Origin of the sequence: Flavobacterium agri, from assembly GCF_013401995.1 — a bacterium.
Lineage (GTDB): Bacteria > Bacteroidota > Bacteroidia > Flavobacteriales > Flavobacteriaceae > Flavobacterium > Flavobacterium agri.
This window is the reverse complement of record NZ_JACBJI010000007.1, coordinates 115,752-134,424: the sequence shown is the minus strand read 5'-3', so window position 1 is coordinate 134,424 and position 18,673 is coordinate 115,752. Positions and strand designations below refer to the sequence as shown.

At 47.1% G+C, this 18,673-nt stretch carries 23 protein-coding genes; 16 read left to right on the top strand and 7 right to left on the bottom strand.

Features of this window, described 5'->3' with window-relative positions; translation table 11 throughout:
* Nucleotides 1–11 precede the first annotated feature (11 nt).
* Nucleotides 12–470, top strand: a complete 459-nt coding sequence (locus tag HZF10_RS15160; RefSeq protein WP_176007072.1) for a GNAT family N-acetyltransferase — start codon at nucleotides 12–14, stop codon at nucleotides 468–470.
* A 9-nt stretch (nucleotides 471–479) separates the two neighbouring features.
* Nucleotides 480–953, top strand: coding sequence for a 23S rRNA (pseudouridine(1915)-N(3))-methyltransferase RlmH (gene rlmH, locus HZF10_RS15155; protein WP_176007071.1), 474 nt, complete (start codon nucleotides 480–482; stop codon nucleotides 951–953).
* Here the strand turns inward: rlmH and HZF10_RS15150 are convergent, their stop codons facing one another.
* From HZF10_RS15150 to folP, 3 genes are all read right to left on the bottom strand, one after another.
* Entirely contained in the window at nucleotides 954–3,131 is a 2,178-nt protein-coding gene (locus tag HZF10_RS15150; protein ID WP_176007070.1) for a T9SS type A sorting domain-containing protein, read from the bottom strand. It abuts the gene before it with no gap.
* Nucleotides 3,132–3,233: 102 nt separating this feature from the next.
* The gene (locus HZF10_RS15145; protein WP_176007069.1) at nucleotides 3,234–4,901 is read right to left on the bottom strand and encodes a tetratricopeptide repeat protein; all 1,668 of its coding nucleotides are present in this window, start codon (nucleotides 4,899–4,901) and stop codon (nucleotides 3,234–3,236) included.
* Complete coding sequence (gene folP / locus HZF10_RS15140; protein WP_176007068.1) at nucleotides 4,898–5,719, bottom strand: dihydropteroate synthase; 822 nt, start codon at nucleotides 5,717–5,719, stop codon at nucleotides 4,898–4,900. The genes HZF10_RS15145 and folP overlap by 4 nt, the downstream gene beginning before the upstream one ends.
* A gap of 105 nt (nucleotides 5,720–5,824) precedes the next feature.
* On the opposite strand from folP, the gene HZF10_RS15135 reads away from it, so the two are divergent.
* From HZF10_RS15135 to HZF10_RS15105, 7 genes are all read left to right on the top strand, one after another.
* The gene (locus tag HZF10_RS15135) at nucleotides 5,825–6,361 is read left to right on the top strand and encodes a DUF1599 domain-containing protein (RefSeq protein ID WP_176007067.1); all 537 of its coding nucleotides are present in this window, start codon (nucleotides 5,825–5,827) and stop codon (nucleotides 6,359–6,361) included.
* A gap of 68 nt (nucleotides 6,362–6,429) precedes the next feature.
* Nucleotides 6,430–7,533 (top strand): BT_3928 family protein, encoded by a 1,104-nt coding sequence (locus HZF10_RS15130; RefSeq protein WP_176007066.1) that lies wholly within the window; start codon nucleotides 6,430–6,432, stop codon nucleotides 7,531–7,533.
* A gap of 32 nt (nucleotides 7,534–7,565) precedes the next feature.
* Nucleotides 7,566–7,868, top strand: coding sequence for a hypothetical protein (locus tag HZF10_RS15125; protein WP_176007065.1), 303 nt, complete (start codon nucleotides 7,566–7,568; stop codon nucleotides 7,866–7,868).
* A gap of 120 nt (nucleotides 7,869–7,988) precedes the next feature.
* Nucleotides 7,989–8,486 (top strand): TlpA family protein disulfide reductase, encoded by a 498-nt coding sequence (locus tag HZF10_RS15120; protein ID WP_176007064.1) that lies wholly within the window; start codon nucleotides 7,989–7,991, stop codon nucleotides 8,484–8,486.
* The gene (gene tpiA / locus HZF10_RS15115; RefSeq protein WP_176007063.1) at nucleotides 8,486–9,238 is read left to right on the top strand and encodes a triose-phosphate isomerase; all 753 of its coding nucleotides are present in this window, start codon (nucleotides 8,486–8,488) and stop codon (nucleotides 9,236–9,238) included. The genes HZF10_RS15120 and tpiA overlap by 1 nt, the downstream gene beginning before the upstream one ends.
* Nucleotide 9,239: 1 nt before the next feature.
* The gene (locus HZF10_RS15110) at nucleotides 9,240–9,890 is read left to right on the top strand and encodes a tetratricopeptide repeat protein (RefSeq protein WP_176007062.1); all 651 of its coding nucleotides are present in this window, start codon (nucleotides 9,240–9,242) and stop codon (nucleotides 9,888–9,890) included.
* 67 nt (nucleotides 9,891–9,957) lie between these two features.
* Entirely contained in the window at nucleotides 9,958–10,383 is a 426-nt protein-coding gene (locus tag HZF10_RS15105) for a hypothetical protein (RefSeq protein ID WP_176007061.1), read from the top strand.
* Nucleotides 10,384–10,447: 64 nt separating this feature from the next.
* Here HZF10_RS15105 and HZF10_RS15100 read toward each other — a convergent pair whose 3' ends face one another.
* On the bottom strand, nucleotides 10,448–11,671 hold the full coding sequence (locus HZF10_RS15100; RefSeq protein WP_176007060.1) for a porin: 1,224 nt from the start codon (nucleotides 11,669–11,671) through the stop codon (nucleotides 10,448–10,450).
* A 198-nt stretch (nucleotides 11,672–11,869) separates the two neighbouring features.
* On the opposite strand from HZF10_RS15100, the gene prmA reads away from it, so the two are divergent.
* Nucleotides 11,870–12,703: a 50S ribosomal protein L11 methyltransferase gene (gene prmA / locus HZF10_RS15095; RefSeq protein WP_176007059.1), complete on the top strand. Its 834-nt coding sequence runs from the start codon at nucleotides 11,870–11,872 to the stop codon at nucleotides 12,701–12,703.
* A gap of 34 nt (nucleotides 12,704–12,737) precedes the next feature.
* Entirely contained in the window at nucleotides 12,738–13,013 is a 276-nt protein-coding gene (locus HZF10_RS15090; protein ID WP_176007058.1) for an ATP-dependent Clp protease adaptor ClpS, read from the top strand.
* Nucleotides 13,014–13,064: 51 nt separating this feature from the next.
* Here the strand turns inward: HZF10_RS15090 and HZF10_RS15085 are convergent, their stop codons facing one another.
* Entirely contained in the window at nucleotides 13,065–13,511 is a 447-nt protein-coding gene (locus HZF10_RS15085) for a lipocalin-like domain-containing protein (RefSeq protein WP_176007057.1), read from the bottom strand.
* A gap of 159 nt (nucleotides 13,512–13,670) precedes the next feature.
* On the opposite strand from HZF10_RS15085, the gene HZF10_RS15080 reads away from it, so the two are divergent.
* Together HZF10_RS15080 and HZF10_RS15075 are read left to right on the top strand one after the other, a co-directional pair.
* A complete protein-coding gene (locus HZF10_RS15080; protein WP_176007056.1) occupies nucleotides 13,671–14,750 on the top strand; it encodes a family 16 glycosylhydrolase in 1,080 nt (359 codons plus the stop codon).
* A 12-nt stretch (nucleotides 14,751–14,762) separates the two neighbouring features.
* On the top strand, nucleotides 14,763–15,506 hold the full coding sequence (locus HZF10_RS15075) for a glycoside hydrolase family 16 protein (protein WP_176007055.1): 744 nt from the start codon (nucleotides 14,763–14,765) through the stop codon (nucleotides 15,504–15,506).
* A gap of 123 nt (nucleotides 15,507–15,629) precedes the next feature.
* Here HZF10_RS15075 and HZF10_RS15070 read toward each other — a convergent pair whose 3' ends face one another.
* Together HZF10_RS15070 and HZF10_RS15065 are read right to left on the bottom strand one after the other, a co-directional pair.
* Complete coding sequence (locus HZF10_RS15070; protein WP_176007054.1) at nucleotides 15,630–16,043, bottom strand: DUF6691 family protein; 414 nt, start codon at nucleotides 16,041–16,043, stop codon at nucleotides 15,630–15,632.
* Nucleotides 16,044–16,172: 129 nt separating this feature from the next.
* Complete coding sequence (locus HZF10_RS15065; RefSeq protein ID WP_176007053.1) at nucleotides 16,173–16,730, bottom strand: YeeE/YedE family protein; 558 nt, start codon at nucleotides 16,728–16,730, stop codon at nucleotides 16,173–16,175.
* 82 nt (nucleotides 16,731–16,812) lie between these two features.
* On the opposite strand from HZF10_RS15065, the gene HZF10_RS15060 reads away from it, so the two are divergent.
* The 3 genes from HZF10_RS15060 to kdsA all read left to right on the top strand — a co-directional run bounded on the left by HZF10_RS15060 (nucleotide 16,813) and on the right by kdsA (nucleotide 18,658).
* Entirely contained in the window at nucleotides 16,813–17,298 is a 486-nt protein-coding gene (locus HZF10_RS15060; protein ID WP_176007052.1) for a DUF4199 domain-containing protein, read from the top strand.
* A gap of 1 nt (nucleotide 17,299) precedes the next feature.
* Nucleotides 17,300–17,746 (top strand): 2-dehydro-3-deoxyphosphooctonate aldolase, encoded by a 447-nt coding sequence (locus tag HZF10_RS15055; RefSeq protein ID WP_176007051.1) that lies wholly within the window; start codon nucleotides 17,300–17,302, stop codon nucleotides 17,744–17,746.
* Between the two features lie 93 nt (nucleotides 17,747–17,839).
* Nucleotides 17,840–18,658, top strand: coding sequence for a 3-deoxy-8-phosphooctulonate synthase (gene kdsA, locus HZF10_RS15050; protein ID WP_176007050.1), 819 nt, complete (start codon nucleotides 17,840–17,842; stop codon nucleotides 18,656–18,658).
* The last annotated feature ends 15 nt before the right edge of the window (nucleotides 18,659–18,673 follow it).

Genomic DNA, 18,673 nt, shown 5'->3' with positions numbered 1-18,673 from the left:
AACAAAGCTAAATGAACCTTAAAATCGTACGCACCACACCCGAAAATCCAGATTTCCAGAAGCTGATTTCACTACTCGATTCCGCATTGGCGATCAACAACGGAAACCAGAACGATTTTTTCGCTTCCCACAACAAAACCGACAATGTCAGGAATGCGATTGTGGCTTATTTAGATGAGATTCCCGTCGCGACAGGTGCGATCAAACCGTATTCCGAAGTCAAAATCGAAATCAAACGCATGTTCGTGCATCCGGATTTCAGGGGAAACGGTATCGCTTCTTGCGTACTCGACGAATTGGAAAACTGGGCGCGCGAACTCGGATTTCACGAAGCCATCCTTGAAACCGGAACGAAACAAACCGAAGCTTTAGGGCTTTATCCGAAAAAGGGTTACGAAATCACGCCTAACTATCCGCCATACGAAAACAGCGAAATGAGCGTGTGTATGTGCAAAAATCTGATTTCGTAATTTCGCGGCATGAACATCAAGCTGCTCGCCATCGGCAAGACCGACAACAAGGAACTCCAGAAACTCATAGACGAATACACTAAACGCTTGTCGTTCTATATCAAGTTCGACCTCGAGATCATCCAGGACATCAAGAATGCCAAGAATCTATCCGAAAGCCAGCAAAAGGAAAAGGAAGGCGAATTGATCCTGTCTAAAATCACCACTTCAGACCAATTGATACTGCTCGACGAAAACGGCAAAAGCTTTTCAAGCGTCGGTTTTTCCCAGGAGCTGCAAAAGAAAATGAATTCGGGCGTCAAGACCTTGGTGTTCGTAATCGGCGGCCCGTACGGCTTTTCGGATGCGGTTTACGCCAAGGCCAACGGCAAGATCTCGCTGTCGGCCATGACGTTCTCGCATCAAATGGTGCGTTTGTTCTTTATCGAACAGTTGTATCGCGGGTTCACGATCTTAAAAGGCGAACCGTACCATCATCAATAATCAATGTTTTACAAGTAGTTTCGAGGTTTGGAATTTCCCTTCGGATTCAATCCTTATCAGGTAAAGTCCGTTCGAAAGCGCCGAAACGTCCAATGTCGTACCGTTTAATTTTGGCGAAAGTCGGCTTCCGTTTGACGTGAAAAGCTCGACATCGTCAATCGTTTTTTCCCCGACGGAAAGATTCACGTTGCCCGAAGCCGGGTTCGGATACAACACAAATTCCGAAGAAACGACCGATGGCGTGCCCAAATACGGCGCATCCGAAAAGTAATAAATGCCTTCCACATCGAAATCGCGATTTGCAAGAACCGAAGTGGCCATCGGGATGTCGTTGTGGTCGAATCCGATATTTTTGAGGCGGACCGTTTGTCCTCCATCCACACTAAACGGAAAATGCTGAAATCCCGATTGGCTGACGTTAGCCACATACAAACCTTCCTGCGCAAACCCCGTCATCGTGGCGCGCACCAAAACGTACATGCGGTTGGCCGAATCGAAAGCCACTTCCACTACCCGATTCGGTTCCGTGCCCAAATTGATGCCGACCGAAACCCAGTTCTGGCCGTTCAACCTATAAATGGAATTGCCCGAAACGGCATACAGCACATCGGTCTTATCGATAAAAATGGCGCTTACGAGACCCGACGGATTGGACAACGTCGTCCATGAAGCTCCCGAATTGTTCGAGGCGAGCACCACATTTTGAGCCGTCATGTTCGATTTCCCGAGGATGTAATCGACGTTCATGCCCGAACGCACGGTTTCTATGCTCATCAATCCCGGATTTCCGGTCGGTTGGTACAAATCGTTCCAGGTTTGGCCGAAATCGGGCGAATGATCGACATCGGTCTGGATGCTGTGTTGGATCATCGAAATAGAGCCGTCGTTTCCGGCAAACATCTTTTGCGGGAACAAAATGTCGTAAACCGGAGCAAGAGGCGCCGTCGCATCCGAAGCGATCACATCCAAATCGCCTTGATTAGCGGTCTTTGCGATAAAATGCATGCCGCCGACGAGACATTGGCCGTCGTTGGTGCGCGCCATCGAAATCACGCGCGTACTTTCGAGTTCCTCAAAAAGCGTCTGCGAGCTCCAACTCAAATCGTCGAGTTTCAGTTTCGACAGGAAAGAAGTCGTGACCGAAGCGCTGTACAATTGACCGTCCGAAGAAACGCACATCAAATCGGGAAGCAAAGAAAGCCCGTTGTTTACCTGGTTCACCGAAAGCGTACTGGCCGAAATCTTATGCACGCCATTGACGCGAATGCCAGAAAACAAAGCCGATTGGTCGCCCGTCACGATAATCTCGTGCGATTTGGTATTCGCGCTTACCTGAGTCCACGAATTCGAATACGTGAAAACGCCTGCAGTCGTCGTCGCGAAAAGACGTCCGTTTTGCGCGTCGTAAGCGAGTTTTGAAACGCCGTTGTTTGCGGGCAATCCCGAAAGCAGCGTCCAGTTTTGACCGCCGTCGAGGCTTTTGTACACTTGGCCTTGACCGTTGAGTTCTTTTACCGAAGCGAAAACGACACTGCCATCGACCTCAAGATCGGTGACTTCAAGCCCCGCGAATGCGATCTGCGTCCATGAATTCAGGTTGCTGGTCCTGAAAATACCGTTGGCCGTGTTGGACAACACGTGGTTGGCTCCGAAAAAATGGAATCCCGTCGGATAAAAATTAAGCGTCGGCAAAGTAGAGAACGTATTCCCGTTGTTCGTAGAAAGCCACAAATTGTTCTGTATTTCGCCCGAAACCGGTCCGATCGTAGAAACAAGGACTGTCGTGCCGTTCAATCCGTAAGCCAGGATCAGCGCGCCGAAACCCGAATTTCCGCCGCCGCTCGTAAGGTTGTTGCTTTGCCAGCTCGCTCCCATATTGTCGGTAAACGCGATACCGCTCGATTGGGTGAGGCAAAAAACGCGGTTGCTCACCTTGGATGCTTTTATACTGCCGACGCCGTAAAACACAGGCACATCTGTAAACGGCAGCCACTCGTTTGAGCCGTTGTCGAGTTTGTAAATCCAGCGGTCGGCCGTTATGGCGTAAGCCGCATCGTTAGAAGCGTCCATCCATACGACCGCATTCGTGGTGTCGAAACCCGTGAGACGGTTCCATTGGTTTTGGGAAAATCCTTGAAAGGCAAAAAGCCCGACCAAAAAAAGTAAAGTGTTTTTCATAGTTCCGTTTTACACAAAGTAAGCGACTCCGATTTTTCCAAACCCAATTTTACAGGTGTTGAAAAGGTGTCACGACACAAAAAAGAACTAAATAACAGCGCATTACAACGTATTCAGGAAATCCGATAAGTTGTCTTCGAGCGAAAGACTGAGCTTTTTACGGATGCGGTAACGGCCCGATTTCACCGCATCGACCGACAAATTGAGCACGTTCGCCGTCTCTTTGAGCGAAAGCCGCAATTTGGTTAGCGAGCAAAGCCGAAGGTCGTTATTGGTCAAATCGGGCGCTATTTTCTTGAGAGCGGCGTAAAACCCTTTGTGCTGGTCTTCGAAATAATGGCTGAAGGTTTCACCGTCTCCGGTCAGATCGAGGTTGTCGATGATGTCCGATTTGAGATCCTGTACGTTCTGCTCTTCTTTGAACGTCTCGAATTTGGCTTCGATATCGGCTATGAGCTTGTTCCGATACTCCAATTTCTCGGCAAATTCGGCAATCTTGCGGTTTTTCTGGTCGAGCAGCAATTCGTTTATCTGGCGTTTGGCACGTTCTTTCCGGATGTAGAACCACGAACCGAAACTGATCAAGACAAACAAAGCGATACCGATTGCAAGGTTGCGCAACTGATTGGCCGACAACACGTCTTTTTCTAGTTTCAATTGCTGGATTTCGGATTCTTTCGAAATAAAATTGATGTTTTCCTGCGCTTTGGTGATCGCTTGCTGCACTTCCAAACTGCGCTTCTGCTCTTTCATGGCGAGCAATTCCTCGTAAATCGCACGAGCTTTCTCAGGCTGATGCGATTCGTGATAAGCTTGTGCAAGATCGTGAAGCAGCATTTCGGTTTGGATATAATCCGGAAAGCGCTTTTTGATGCGCTCGAAATCGGAAATGGCCTGGATAAATTTGCCACGAGCCAACGCCACTTTACCCAATCCGTGAAGGATTTCGGGATTTTCGGGTGCTTTCATGCGTTTGAAGACGGAATCGGCACGATGAAAGAAAACTTCGGATTTATCCAAGTTTCCTTCGCTTGAATAGAAATGTGCGAGATTCAGGAAAACCGTAGCCTTGACATTTTCATCGGCAATCGAATGCGAATCCTTGAGCAGCCTGAGGAACATCGCATCGGAATTCGTTTTTTTGGAAGCCGCGTAAAGGCTCGCGAGATTGTTGACCACGTTGGGCAAATGTTCGGTATCGCGGTTTTCGATCATACAATCGTATGCCTGTTGGAAATAATCGAGGCTTTTTTCGGGATTTCCCATCGCGTGCACCGTAAGCCCCATATTGTTGAGGATCACGCACAGGTAATTTTTCGATCTTGATAATTTCGACATCTCGATCGCTTTGTCGAAATACGCGAAAGCCGAATCGAATTGCTGCTTTTGCTGCCACGCCAACGCGATGTTGCTGTAGGCTTTCGTAACCTTGTCCTTATCTTTGAAAAATGGATTATTTAATTGTTTTCGGAAGAAATACAAAGCGGAATCGGGTTTTTCCATAAGCAGGAAAATGCGCGCTTTCGATCCGTAAGCCGATTGGATGCCTTTAACGTAATTGAGTTTTTGGCCCAGGCGCAACATTCGGTCGGCGTTCTGCATGGCACGCCCGTAATCGATGCTTTCATATGCATTAGCCAATTTGCCGTACATATTTACTTTGGCGGTATCGTCTTTTTGTTTGGAAAGTCGTTCCAAAAGCTTCGTCCTGTCTTGAGCGAAAGCCAGTGTCGAAAAAAACGCAAATGCGAGCAGAAACAGTTTCCTCATGATAGTTGGCCCACAAGACGTATGCACTCCATAGCTTCTTTCACGTCGTGCACACGCAAGATATTCGCTCCTTTAGACAACGCGATCGTATTTAAGACGGTAGTTCCGTTGAGCGCTTCTTCGGCTTTGGATTCCAGCAGTTTGTAAATCATCGACTTTCTTGAAATTCCGACCAATATAGGCAATTCGGCGATACGGAAATGTTCGAGTCCGTGCAGCAGTTCGTAATTCTGTGCAAGCGTTTTGGAAAACCCGAAACCGGGATCGATCACGATATCGTTTATACCCAACCGGCGCGCCTCGGAAATACGCACCGAAAAATAAAAAAGAATGTCTTTTACAAGGTCGTCGTATTCGGTGAACTGCTGCATGGTTTTGGGCTCGCCGCGCATGTGCATCATGATGTACGGCACTTGCAATTCGGCCACGGTTTTGAGCATTTCCGGATCGAGAAGGCCTGCCGAAATGTCGTTAATGATCGCCGCACCATTTTCGACACAGGCTTTGGCGACATTGCTCCGGAACGTATCGATCGACAGCAGCACATCTGGAAATTCCTTGAGCAAGGTTTCGATCGTCGGCACAAGTCGTTTTATTTCGTCTTCTTCCGAAACGAATTCGGCACCGGGGCGTGAGGAATATCCGCCTAAATCGATGAAGGTCGCGCCTTCCGAAAGCATTCGGTTTGCCTTTTCGAGAATCTCTGCATCGCTTTTGTACTTTCCGCCGTCGAAAAACGAATCGGGTGTGACGTTGAGGATTCCCATCACTTTGGGATGCGACAAATCGATAAGATCTCCTTTGCAGTTGATTGTCATTGAGTTATGTTTTTGTGCGGAATTTACGAACGGGATTGGCCCTATTTCCGTCCTCGATACAAATATTTTTCTATTTTTGGAACAATGCACACAAATATACAGCTAATGCCCAATACGTCTCAGGAATACGACCAAGTGATCGCTTCTTGCCGCTCGCTTTTCATCAACAAGATGACCGATTACGGCAGTGCCTGGCGCATTCTCAGACTGCCTTCGCTGACCGACCAGATTTTCATCAAAGCCCAAAGAATAAGGAGCTTACAGGAAAATTCGGTCCGTAAGGTCGATGAAGGCGAAGCGTCGGAATTCATCGGGATCATCAACTATTCTGTTATGGCGCTTATCCAGCTCGACCTTGGCGTGGCCGACCAACCCGACCTCGATACGGCAAAGGCGACCGAGCTTTACGATGCCAAAATCGCCGGGACGAAAGCGCTTATGGAGGCGAAAAACCACGATTACGGCGAAGCCTGGCGCGATATGCGCATCAGTTCGCTCACCGATTTGATTTTGCAGAAAATCCTTCGTGTGAAGCAGATCGAAGACAACAAAGGAAAGACGCTGGTTTCGGAAGGGATCGATGCGAATTACCAAGATATGATCAATTATGCGGTTTTCGCGTTGATCCACATGAACAGTTAATTTTTTTTTTGCCGCGGATTCGCGGATTTATCGAATTTTAAGTCCGTAATGCACGGCAAACCATACAAATGAAAAACTTCATCACTCAATTTTCAAGAATTTTCGTTGGACTTCTGTTCATCATTTCAGGACTTATCAAACTCAACGATCCCGTAGGTTTCGGATACAAACTCGAAGAATACTTCAGCGAACCCGTTCTCAATTTGCCTTTTCTCACTCCGCTTGCGTTGGCCCTTGCCGTTTTCCTCGTGATTTTCGAAGTGGTTCTGGGTATCATGCTGTTGCTTGGATACAAACCAAAATTTACCGTCTGGAGCCTTTTGCTGATGATCGTGTTCTTCACGTTTCTTACCTTCTATTCGGCTTATTTCAACAAAGTGACCGACTGCGGCTGTTTCGGCGATGCTTTGAAACTCACGCCTTGGCAATCGTTCACAAAAGACGTGGTGCTGTTGTTTTTCGTGCTGATCCTTTTCATCAACCAAAAACTCATCCGTCCTTTTTTGCCGAAAGGCTTGACCAACGGGCTGGTTTATCTGAGCGTCGTCCTTTGCGGATTCATGGCGTATTGGGTTTTGAACCATTTGCCGCTCAAGGACTTCCGCGCTTATAAAGTGGGCAATAACATCCAGAAAGGCATGGAATTTCCGGAAGGCGCCGAAAGGGCCAAAATCGAGATGATTTTCGTGTACGAAGTAAATGGCGTGAAAAAGCAATTCGGCGAAAAAGATTTGATGAACCTTCCGGCGAACGCCAAATTCGTGGAGCGTATCGACAATGTGATTTCGCAAGGTTATGTGCCGCCGATCCACGATTTCACTATGGAAAAAGACGGTTCCGACTACAAGGACGAATTGCTTTTGGAGCCGAAACTATTGATGTTCGTGGCATACGACCTCAAAAAATCAAGCGATGAAGGTATGGCCGAACTCGAAAAAATCGCCCAGCAAGCCAAATCCAAAGGCTATAAAGTGATCATGATGACGGCTGGTTTAGAGGATGAAATCGCCAACGCGAAGAAAAAATACGGTCATACATTCGATTATTATTTTTGCGATGCGACGACTTTGAAGACGATAGAACGCGCCAATCCGAGCCTTATCGTACTGCATAAGGGCACGATTGCCCAAAAATTGCACTGGAAAGACGCCGGAAAGCTGATTCTTGACTAACTTCGTAAATACCAAACAAATACAGCCCTCATATGTTTAAGGAAGAACGAGCCAAATCTTATCGCGGAATCGCCATCTGCATCGGGATTTTTGTCCTTGGCCAGATATTACTCAATTGGATTTCCCCTATGGAAGACCCGATTCTAGGCAACACCTTCTATATCATTGCAGGCAATCTGCTTATGGCCTGTTCGATTATCGGAATCGGGCTGATCGTGCGCTATCTGTACCGCCTCAAAAAGAAGGAACGCCGCAAAAAAGCGGGATCACGCGTGGTTTTCCTCGATGATGAAAAAAAATCGAGGCGCGCTTCCTATTCGGAAACGAAAAAATAATCCAAGCGTAACTTTCACGAAAAATAACGGTTTCCGTACCCAAAAATATTACCGTTTCTTTGGGAAACTTTGTATTTTAGCGACGTTACCTTTGCGTGTTTTACACGAAAATCAAGAAAAATGAAAAAGCTGTTTCTAGTTTTGGCATTGGCAGGGATCGTGATCTACTCTAATGCCCAAAAATCTGAATTCTCCAAACAAAGCCTGTCTGAACCGCTCGCCACTTTGAACGACCAGACAAGCACGCTTAACGATATATTGGCCAAACACAAAGGCAAAACCCTGATCATCGAGGTTTGGGCATCGTGGTGTGGTGATTGTGTCAAAGCTATGCCGAAACTCAAGGCGTTGCAAGCCAACCATCCCGAAGCCGATTACGTGTTCATCTCTATGGACAAGGCTAAAGATAAATGGGAAGCGGGTATCCAAAAACACCAACTTCAAGGCGATCATTACTGGGCTACCGACGGCATGAAAGGCAAGTTCGGGCAAGCGATAGACCTGGATTGGATCCCGAGATACATCATCATAGATGAAAAAGGAAAAATCGTCACGTATCGCGCCATCGAGACCGACTTCGACAAAATGGAGGAAACCCTTAATCAACTGAAATCATAATGAGACAAAAAATTGTTGCCGGCAACTGGAAAATGCACAAGAATGCCGAAGAGACCGAAGACCTGCTCAACGCATTGATCGATAAATTGCCGACAGACGTAGAAGCCCAATTCATCGTCGCCCCTACTTTCGTGAACCTGGCCTCGGCCGTACAACATCTGGAATTCACGAACATCTCTGTCGCAGCGCAAAACATGCATCAGGCCGAAGCCGGTGCGTTTACAGGCGAAATCTCGGCAGACATGCTCAAAAGCGTAGGCGTGGAAACGGTAATACTCGGGCATTCGGAACGACGCAGCTATTTCGGGGAAACCGACAGTCTCATTGCAGATAAGACCACGACGGCACTGAAACACGACATGACCGTGATTTTTTGTTTCGGAGAAGAATTGAAAGACCGCAAAGACGGCAAACACTTCAACATCGTCGAAAACCAATTGCGCGACGGATTGTTCCATGTGCAAGCCAAAGACTGGGAGCGTATCGTATTGGCGTACGAACCGGTTTGGGCTATAGGAACGGGCGAAACGGCAACTCCCGAACAAGCGCAGGAAATGCACCAGTTCATACGCGATGTCGTTCGAAACCAATTCGGAAATAACGTGGCCGATGATGTTTCTATCCTTTACGGAGGCAGCGTCAAGCCTGAAAACGCAAAAGAAATCTTTTCAAAACCAGACGTTGACGGAGGTCTTATCGGGGGTGCTTCCCTGAAAGCCGACGATTTCGCAGCCATAGCATCCGCAATATGACATGAGAAAGGCCGTCGCGTTTTTTAGTTTGATCGTTTTAAGTGTTTCAAGTTATTGTTGTATAGGCAACAAGGCCGAAACCGATGACACGCAACACTTGCTCTCGAGCGAGGAAAAACGCCACGGCCTTTACCATTACCACCAACGCACCAAATTCAACAGTGAAAAGGCGAAAAAGCTGTTCGAGAAAGCAAAAAGCCTTAGTGAAAAAGGCGATTTCATCCGTGCCAAAAAACTTTTCCACGAATCGTTGAAAATTGAGCCCGAAAATGCGATGGTCCTCACTTGTTTGGGGAATTTAGCGTATGCTTCGGGGAATTTCAACGATGCCGTCGGATATTACAACCGTTCGCATATCGTTTCGGATTCCATCCATCTCAACGCGGGCGTACACTTGGGCCGCAGTTACTACCTCAATGGGGAATACGACAAGTGCATCATCATTTCCAAGTATACTTTGGCGCAAACCACAGACGAAAAGACATATTACATGGCCTACTACAACATGACAAAAGCGCAAATCAAACAAGGGAATTGCGATGCGGCCGAAAAAAGTTTCAAGAAAGCCAAGCCCGTAATCCACCAGTTTTCGAGCTTTAAGACGCGTATCCATGCGCTGGAACACGAACTGTCATCTTGTAAGGATCAGTAATTTAACTTTTTCTTTTATACTTTTGGTAAGGTATTGGCGTTTAGGTTGCCGTCCCTAAAATCTGAAAATGAAACATTTACTTGCGCTTGCTTTGGCATTCTTGTGCAATTTTGCCTTCGCGCAAACCGACACCCAATTGCGCTACACCTCGAGTTCCCGACAATTCTTTATGTGGAATGAGAAAACCCAATCGTATGAACTCAAGGACAACGAAGAAGAACATTCGTTGATCGACATCCGCGAACAGGTCAACAAGAACAGCGGCTATGCCGTGATTTGTATGACCGATGACGGAAAGACGCGGCTTTTCCACGGCAACATCACCGGATACACCAAGTCTGAAAACGGCGAAAGTACGTGGTCGTTGCGCTCCAAAATCCTCAAAAGCCGCATCGTGCTTAACGTGGAAAAGAAAACGCTCACCTATTCGTATGAAGCGAACGATGAGCGTTATATGAAGATTTTTGTGTTTAAACTCGAATTCCCCGAGTAATTTATTCTTAATTATTTATTCGTCCCGTTGGGAATAAAAAATGAATAATGACAATAAATAATAATCAGATTCCCATTTCGACCTGAAAGCGAACGTACCAGTTGTTGCGCTGCGTCCCGTCGATATAATCCAGAATATCGTACGTAAGTTCGCCTTGCAACTTGAACGTATGCTCCCAAATGTACTTGGTCAGACCGAATGAAAACTCCTTTTGTTTAGGCGTTAACGAAAAAATCTCGTCGTTCGGCTTGAGTGTCGAGAAACGTCCGATAAGCTCGTAATTCGACGGGAAAAGATAACTCAACTGGTAATCGAAACCGTGTCCGGTGTACACATATTGGATATCGGTCGCGTCTTCGGGATTCACCGTGATCGGATCTTTTGGCGTGACGCGCTGCATATACGCTGCCATAGCCGCCCATCCGTTATATTTGAACATGGCGTCGAGCAAAAGCGTTTTCATCGTGCGTTGTTCGAAAAGATCTTCTCCCAATTGTCCGCCTGTACGTCTGGCCTGGTTGTTTTGTTGGTAAGCTCCCGAAAACATAAGCTTCGGTTTTTTCTCGCGCATCAGATCGCCTTCGAAGTAACTACCGTCTTTGGTGAAAGCGCCAAGCGGGAAAATTTCGGCTTTTCCGGTAAGCGCAACGCCGTCGTCGGCATTTCCGGTCACGTTTCGGCCTTCGCCTGTAGAAATCGCGCCTTTGAAATTGTACGAGAATTTTTCTTTGTATTCGTTAAGGTGATGTACCTGGAACCCGAAATCGCGGTCGATCGTGAACCTCGCGTTGTTGATCGAACGGTCGGTGAGCTGCAAGCCTCCCGAAGAATTCACGCGCTGGCGGTTACCCGGAAGTTTGGTTTGCCCGAAACTGATGTTCCAGCTCGCATTCGGACGATAATACACTACCGCATCGCGAATGATATTGAGGTTTTCGCCTTCGCGGATTTCGCCCGTATCACCTGGCGCGAACGACAATTGGATCGCATACAGGAATTTCGGATTCCCCACGTATCCGTCAAAACGCAAACGCAAACGTCTGATTTGACCATCGTATGCCGGATCCTGGTCTTCGTTGTCGTAATACGTGACGCGATTCTGGATCCTGAAACGGATATTGAGTTGGAAAATACTGTCGGGAGACGTAAGCCCGACGCCTTTTCCGAAGTTGTAATACGGAAGCGTCGAAAGTTTGAGGTCGTTGTCGTTGTCGGTACGTCCGACCTTGATTTGGGCCGAAACCGACAATCCGACGAAAATCAGGAACAAGCAGGTAATTTTCTTCATGTTACGCAATTGTTATTTGAAGGTAAATTCGAGGCAAAACTAATGTTAATTGCAAATCTTAATATTATGCTAATGTTACCATTGCCGAAATTTAATGTTAGCCGAATAGACATTTAAGACCTGTAGCGGTTCCAAATACCCGAAGGCCTTCTTCCTTATTTTGTTGTATTAATGGCTATCTTTGCAAAAAATTTCCGCATGTCAAATATTTATCTCGGATACCATTTTTCGGTAGAGCCGAAAGAACCGGGATCCGAAATCCTCGTGGCCGAACTTGGCGAAAAACCCTTCGAATCGTTCATAGAAACCGAAAACGGCGTAACCGCTTACATCAAGAAAGAACATTGGACCGAAGATATTCTCGACGATCTGTTCATTCTCAAATCGGAAGAATTCAAAGTCGATTATACGATCGAGGAAATCGACCAGGTGAACTGGAACGAAGAATGGGAAAAGCATTTCGAGCCGATCGATGTTGATGGTAGATGCCACGTTCGCGCACCTTTCCACGCGAAGACATCGGCCGAATTCGACATCGTCATCGAACCCAAAATGAGTTTCGGGACGGGCCACCACGAAACTACGCACATGATGATCCAACATTTGCTCGAAACCGAGGTCAAAAACCTCAAAACGCTCGATATGGGTTGCGGAACGGCGATTTTGGCTATTCTTGCCGAAATGAAAGGCGCACAACCGATCGATGCGATCGACATCGACAATTGGTGTTACCTGAATTCCATCGAAAACGCCGAAAGGAACGGCTGCAAACACATTTCTGTTTACGAAGGAGACGCGGCGCTGATCGAAGGGAAATCATACGATCTGATCATCGCCAACATCAACCGTAATATTTTGCTCAACGACATGCAGCAATATGTGGAATGCCTGAACAAGGACGGCATTCTTTTATTGAGTGGATTTTACGAAGAAGACATTGCGGCAATCGATGAAAGCTGTACGTCCAAAGGCCTTACCTACGTTAAAAAATTCTCGCGAAATAATTGGGTCTCACTAAAATATGTAAATTAGTTTTCGCGTTAGACCAAGTCCTAAACCTACTGAAATGAGTACGAAAGAAAAGATATTGGAAGAAGTCGTCCTTGAGGAGGCGATTTACAACCAGAATGAGATCGTGATGTACAACGACGACGTGAACACCTTCGACCACGTCATCGACACTTTGATACGCGTATGCAACCATACGGCCGAACAAGCGGAACAATGCTCGCTGATCGTCCATTACAACGGGAAATGTACCGTAAAAACCGGTCCATACGATGAACTCAAGCCGCAATGCACCCAACTTTTGGAAGCGGGCTTAAGCGCCGAAATATTCTAAACGAAAAAACCCTTAGCGAATACTAAGGGTTTTGTTTTTTTGAGCTTGTATTTATTTTTTGCGGAACACCAACGTCACGGTAAAGTCAAGTCCGCCGTTTTGCGTGGTTGAGGAATAACGCAATTCTCCGTCAGTCAACTTGGTGATCGTGTAGGTTTGTGGGTTTTCGCCGTTTTCCTGAACGGTCAATACGTCGCCTTCTTTCGCATAATTCCCGTCATCGACAGATTCGGTACAAACGTCGTCCTGATTCTGGAAAAGCACAACGTCGCGATAGCTGCCGTCCGCAAGGAATTCTTGGTAGTCCTTGTCACATCCAGGCTCGTTCCCTTGGTAATTCTGTGAAATCGGATTTTGCCCTTCCACTTGGGTTATCGTCTTGAAATAATCCCATTTGCCTACGATTGAAGCTCCCGGGCCGTCATCGCTTCCACACGAATTGGCAAGAAATCCAAGCGCGATGGCCAATGAAACAACTGTCAATTTCGTCTTGTTCATATGTGTCAATTTTAGGTTTGATCCAAAAATATTAGAAAAATATCGGGCTTTTGCTTAAACGTACGAAAAGTTAGCCACTATTTATTAACGCGGATTTTGCCAGTTATTGTCGGAAACCTTTTCTTATTTTTGGACAACATCTAAAAATCAAACCTTAAAATGAGACAATTTTTAAACACTTCGGCATTCCTGATAGCTGCGATTTTGGGAATGTCGGCCTGTTCCAGCGATAGCGGATCGGGTAACGGCGACGACGGACCTGCCGCAGTCGCTCCTACAAACCTGACCGTCACGTATGAAATCGTGGGGCAGGACAGCGCGCATCCGAACGGAGACGGTTCGGGCATGGTCAATTTAACCGCGACGGCCCAAAACGCGACCAGTTACAGTTTTACGTTTCCGGGAGGCGAGAACCAAACGGCCACAGACGGGACGACAAGCCGCCAATTCAAGCTGTTCGGTACGAATACGTACGCAATTACCGTAAAAGCTTTCGGCCAGGGCAACACTTCGATTACTACGAGCACTGGCGTTACCGTAAATTACCAGCCGACTTTGGTATGGTTTGAAGAATTTGATACTCCGGGCGCGCCCGACAATTCAAAATGGACGCTCGAAACCGGCAACAACAACGGCTGGGGAAACAACGAAGCCCAATATTACACGACCGATCTTGAGAATGCCGTGGTAGAAAACGGCGTGCTCAAAATCACCGCGAAAAAAGAAGACACGAACGGATTCCAATATTCTTCGGCGAGAATGAAATCGGAAAACAAGTTCGAGTTCACATACGGCAAAATCGAGGCGCGTGCCAAATTGCCATCGGGAGCCGGAACATGGCCTGCCATTTGGATGTTGGGCGAGAATTATGCATCGGCGGGATGGCCGGGTTGCGGCGAAATCGACATCATGGAACATGTGGGCAACCAACAGAATACGGTTCACGGTAGTTTGCATTATCCCGGGCATTCCGGAGGAAATGCAAACACGAACCACACGACGGTACCGACGGCTTCTACCGAATTTCACATTTACTCTTGCGAATGGACGTCGCAAAGCATCAAGTTTTTTGTAGACGGCGTACAGTTCCATTCGGTGTTCAATACGTCCGACATACCTTTCAACCACGATTTTTTCCTGATCCTGAACCAAGCCATTGGCGGGAATTTTGGAGGTGCGATCGACCCTAACTTCACCCAATCCACTTTAGAAATCGATTATATCAGAGTTTACCAATAAAGGCATCAGGACATGAAAAAAATTATCGCATTATTGCTCGCTTCATCGGCCTTGATGGCCCAAAAAACCAACAAGAAACTGGTTTGGGAAGAGAATTTCGACGGAAAAACGCTAAACGAAAAAGCCTGGAATTATGAAACCGGAGCCGGCGGTTGGGGCAACCACGAACGCCAAACGTACGACAAGACCAGCCATACAATTGCCGACGGAAAACTTACGATTACCGTGAAAAAGGACGGTGACCATTATTCGTCTACGCGCATCACGACCAAAGGAAAAAAGGAATTCCAGTACGGATATATGGAAGCGCGCGTCAAACTTCCGGTCGGACACGGGATTTGGCCGGCATTCTGGATGCTCGGGTCGAACATTTCCGAAAAGGGCTGGCCTAAAGGTGGCGAAATCGACATTATGGAATACATCGGGCGCGAACCGCACATGGCGTACACAACCGTCCATACCCAAGATACGCATGGTGCGCATGCAAGCTCTAAAAAAACCGAATTTCCCGACATCGAGAACGGCTATCACTTGTTCGCGTGCGACTGGAACAAGGACCGCATCATCTTTTTTGTAGACGACAAACCCGTTTATACCTATTCGCCAGAGAACAAAACCGAAGGCAATTGGCCGTTCGACCAACCGTTTTTCTTTATCATCAATTGCGCTGTCGGTGGAGATTTTGGCGGACCTGAGGTAGATGACAAGATTTTCCCTCAGCAGTATGTGGTCGACTATGTCAAGGTTTATCAATAGACGCTACGCCAAAGATACGCCTGCGGGCTCTAGATAGCAAGACTAAAAAAACCGCTTCTTTTACGGGAAGCGGTTTTTCTATTATATCAAATGACTGCCTAGCAATCTTTAGCGAAGCATGTTTCAGTGGGGTAATTTATCCTTGATCACTCCATAAATGAAAGTGCCGATCAAAGCGCCTGCCAATACGAAAATCAACGGCCAGAAACCCGCTCCGATCAAAATGAAAATCGGACCCGGGCAAGAACCTGCGAGCGCCCATCCGAGACCGAAAATCAATCCACCGATCCAATAGCGCGCCGAACCGGGTTCTTTGTCGGGAACGTTGATGATTTCGCCTTTTATGTCTTTGAGTTTTTTGCGTTTGATGATTTGGATGCCGACCAATCCCGTGGCAACCGCAACCCCGATGATGCCGTACATGTGGAACGACTGGAATTGGAACATTTCGTAAATGCGGTACCAGGAAACCGCTTCGGATTTGGTTAAGACGATTCCGAAAACGAATCCGACAAGGAGATATTTTAGTGCTTTCATTTTTTGGCTTTAGGCTGTAAGCTATAGGCTTGGCTGCTGTGGTTAAATCAAATATTTGTTTTTTTTGGAACGACAGGCTTAAAACCCATATTATCTGGATTAGTCGCTTTCAAGATTTTGGTTAAAGCCCTAAAAAATCAGCGGAAGGATGAAATGCGCCATGATCAATCCGCCGACGAAAAATCCGATGACGGCTTTGAGCGACGGCAATTGCAGGTTGCTCAATCCGGTGATCGCGTGACCCGATGTACAGCCGCCGGCATATCGGCTTCCGAAACCGATAAGAACGCCGCCGATCACGAGTGTGAAAACCATTTTAGGCGATTGCATGGCCTCGGCACTGAAAATAGCGTCGGGCATCAATTTGCCTTGAGGCGCGTCGATTCCCATTGTGGAAAGCTGTTCGATCGTCGTCGGGTTGATGTCGACATTATTCGGTGACGACATATAATGCACGGCTACGAATCCGCCTATCATCGCACCCAAAATCACGACCAGGTTCCACTTTTGCGATTTCCAGTCGAATGCGAAAAACGGAACGTACTTCCCTGCTCCGACAATCGAACAGATCGATCGAAGGTTGGACGACATTCCGAACGTCTTGCCGAACCAAATCAGGCACAACATTACCATTCCGATCAAAAAGCCGCTTACATACCACGGCCAGGTCTCAAAAATTGCTTCCATAAAAACGATTTGGCGCAAAGGTAAACATTCGGGCGGTATCGGTCATTTAAAATAAATCCTACCTTTGGCGAAAATTTTCGGAATGAAGAAATTCGCCATAGAAATCAAATGGGCAGTACTCATCACGCTTGCGATCATCGCTTCGGCCATTGTCGAAAAAGAGATGGGACTGTACGAAAAACCCGATTTCAGCTATTACGTCTTATCGACTTTGTGCTTCGCTCCTATTGGCCTTTTGTGCTACGTTTTGTTTTATCGCGAAAAGAAAAAAACGTATTTCAACGGCCAAATGACGTGGCGTCAGGGATTTTTCGCAGGCATGATGCTAACGGCCATCATCGCGGTTCTGGTACCGATCCAAAAGAACGCAATCCATCGCGTGATCGCTCCCGAACTTTTCGAAAATACGATCGCGCAAATGACGGCAAACGGCAAACGCACCAAAGCCGAAGCCGAAGAATTGATGAATTTGTCGTCGAGCATCTATAACGGCATACAACTTGTGTTGTCGTCGGGTGTCGTGGCATCGGCCGCTTTGTCGATGCTTTTCAGGACCAAAACCAAATAACATGAGAAAACTGATCTTTATCCCGATGTTGCTGTTGCTTTTCACCAATTGCGTGAGTACCAAAGACACCATCATGAACATCAACGACAGCGCGCCGGCTCCTAAATTGAAAGGCGATGCGTTCGAAGTGACCGAATTCAGCACCGATCCGAAATACGGTTACGATCCCGATTATCCGATCAACGTCTTTTACAAAACCTCGAAAAACGAGACCATAAACGCCGAGCGTTATTTGCGCGCTTTATCGGGTCCGAACGGGGAAAAACTGTTCTTCAAGAAAGTGGACAGCTGTTGTCCTTTTACTTCGACGCATTCCGATATGGGCGCGGGTTTCATCGACATTTACGAATTGACTTGGGTCGGACAGGGAAAACGCGTGCGGCTTTACATCAATAGCTACGCTAAAGGCGAGATCAAAGTGCCGATGGGCCTCGGATTGAAGAAATAACTATCATTCGTTACAGTAATGTTAAAAATAACAAGGCGCTAAAATCACAGCGCCTTTTTTGTACGTATCTTTGTGCAACTTTTAAAAATCCTGATGAATCTACAGAACATACCCAATATCAAGCATTTGGACAGTGATAACTTCTTCGTTTTGGCTGGCCCATGTGCGATCGAGGGAGAAGAAATGGCGATGCGAATTGCCGAAACCCTTGTAGGAATTACCGACAGGCTTCAAATCCCTTACGTTTTCAAAGGCTCGTTCAAAAAAGCCAATCGCTCTAGAATCGACAGTTTCTCTGGAATCGGCGACGAGAAAGCCTTAAAAATCCTTAGAAAAGTCTCTGAAACGTTCAACGTCCCGACGATAACCGACATCCACACGAACGAAGATGCGGCCATGGCTGCCCAATATGTAGACGTGTTGCAAATCCCTGCGTTTTTGGTACGCCAAACCGACCTTGTCGTTGCGGCCGCCAATACCGGAAAGACCGTCAATCTCAAAAAAGGCCAGTTCATGAGCCCGGAAAGCATGAAGCACGCGGTCCAAAAAGTGCTTGACTGCCACAACGAAAACGTGATGGTCACCGACAGAGGAACCATGTTCGGCTATCAAGACATGATCGTCGATTACCGCGGCATTCCTACGATGAAACAATTCGCGACGACGGTTCTCGATGTGACGCACTCGTTGCAGCAACCGAACCAAACGGCGGGTGTGACAGGCGGACGTCCAGACATGATCGAAACGGTCGCAAAAGCCGGAATTGCGGTTGGAGTCGACGGGATTTTCATCGAAACGCATTTCGATCCCGCTAATGCCAAAAGCGATGGCGCGAACATGCTGCATTTGGATTATTTCGAAGACCTGATGAGGAAACTGGTCGCCATCCGCAAAACGATAAACGCTTTCTGATTTATTTACCAAACA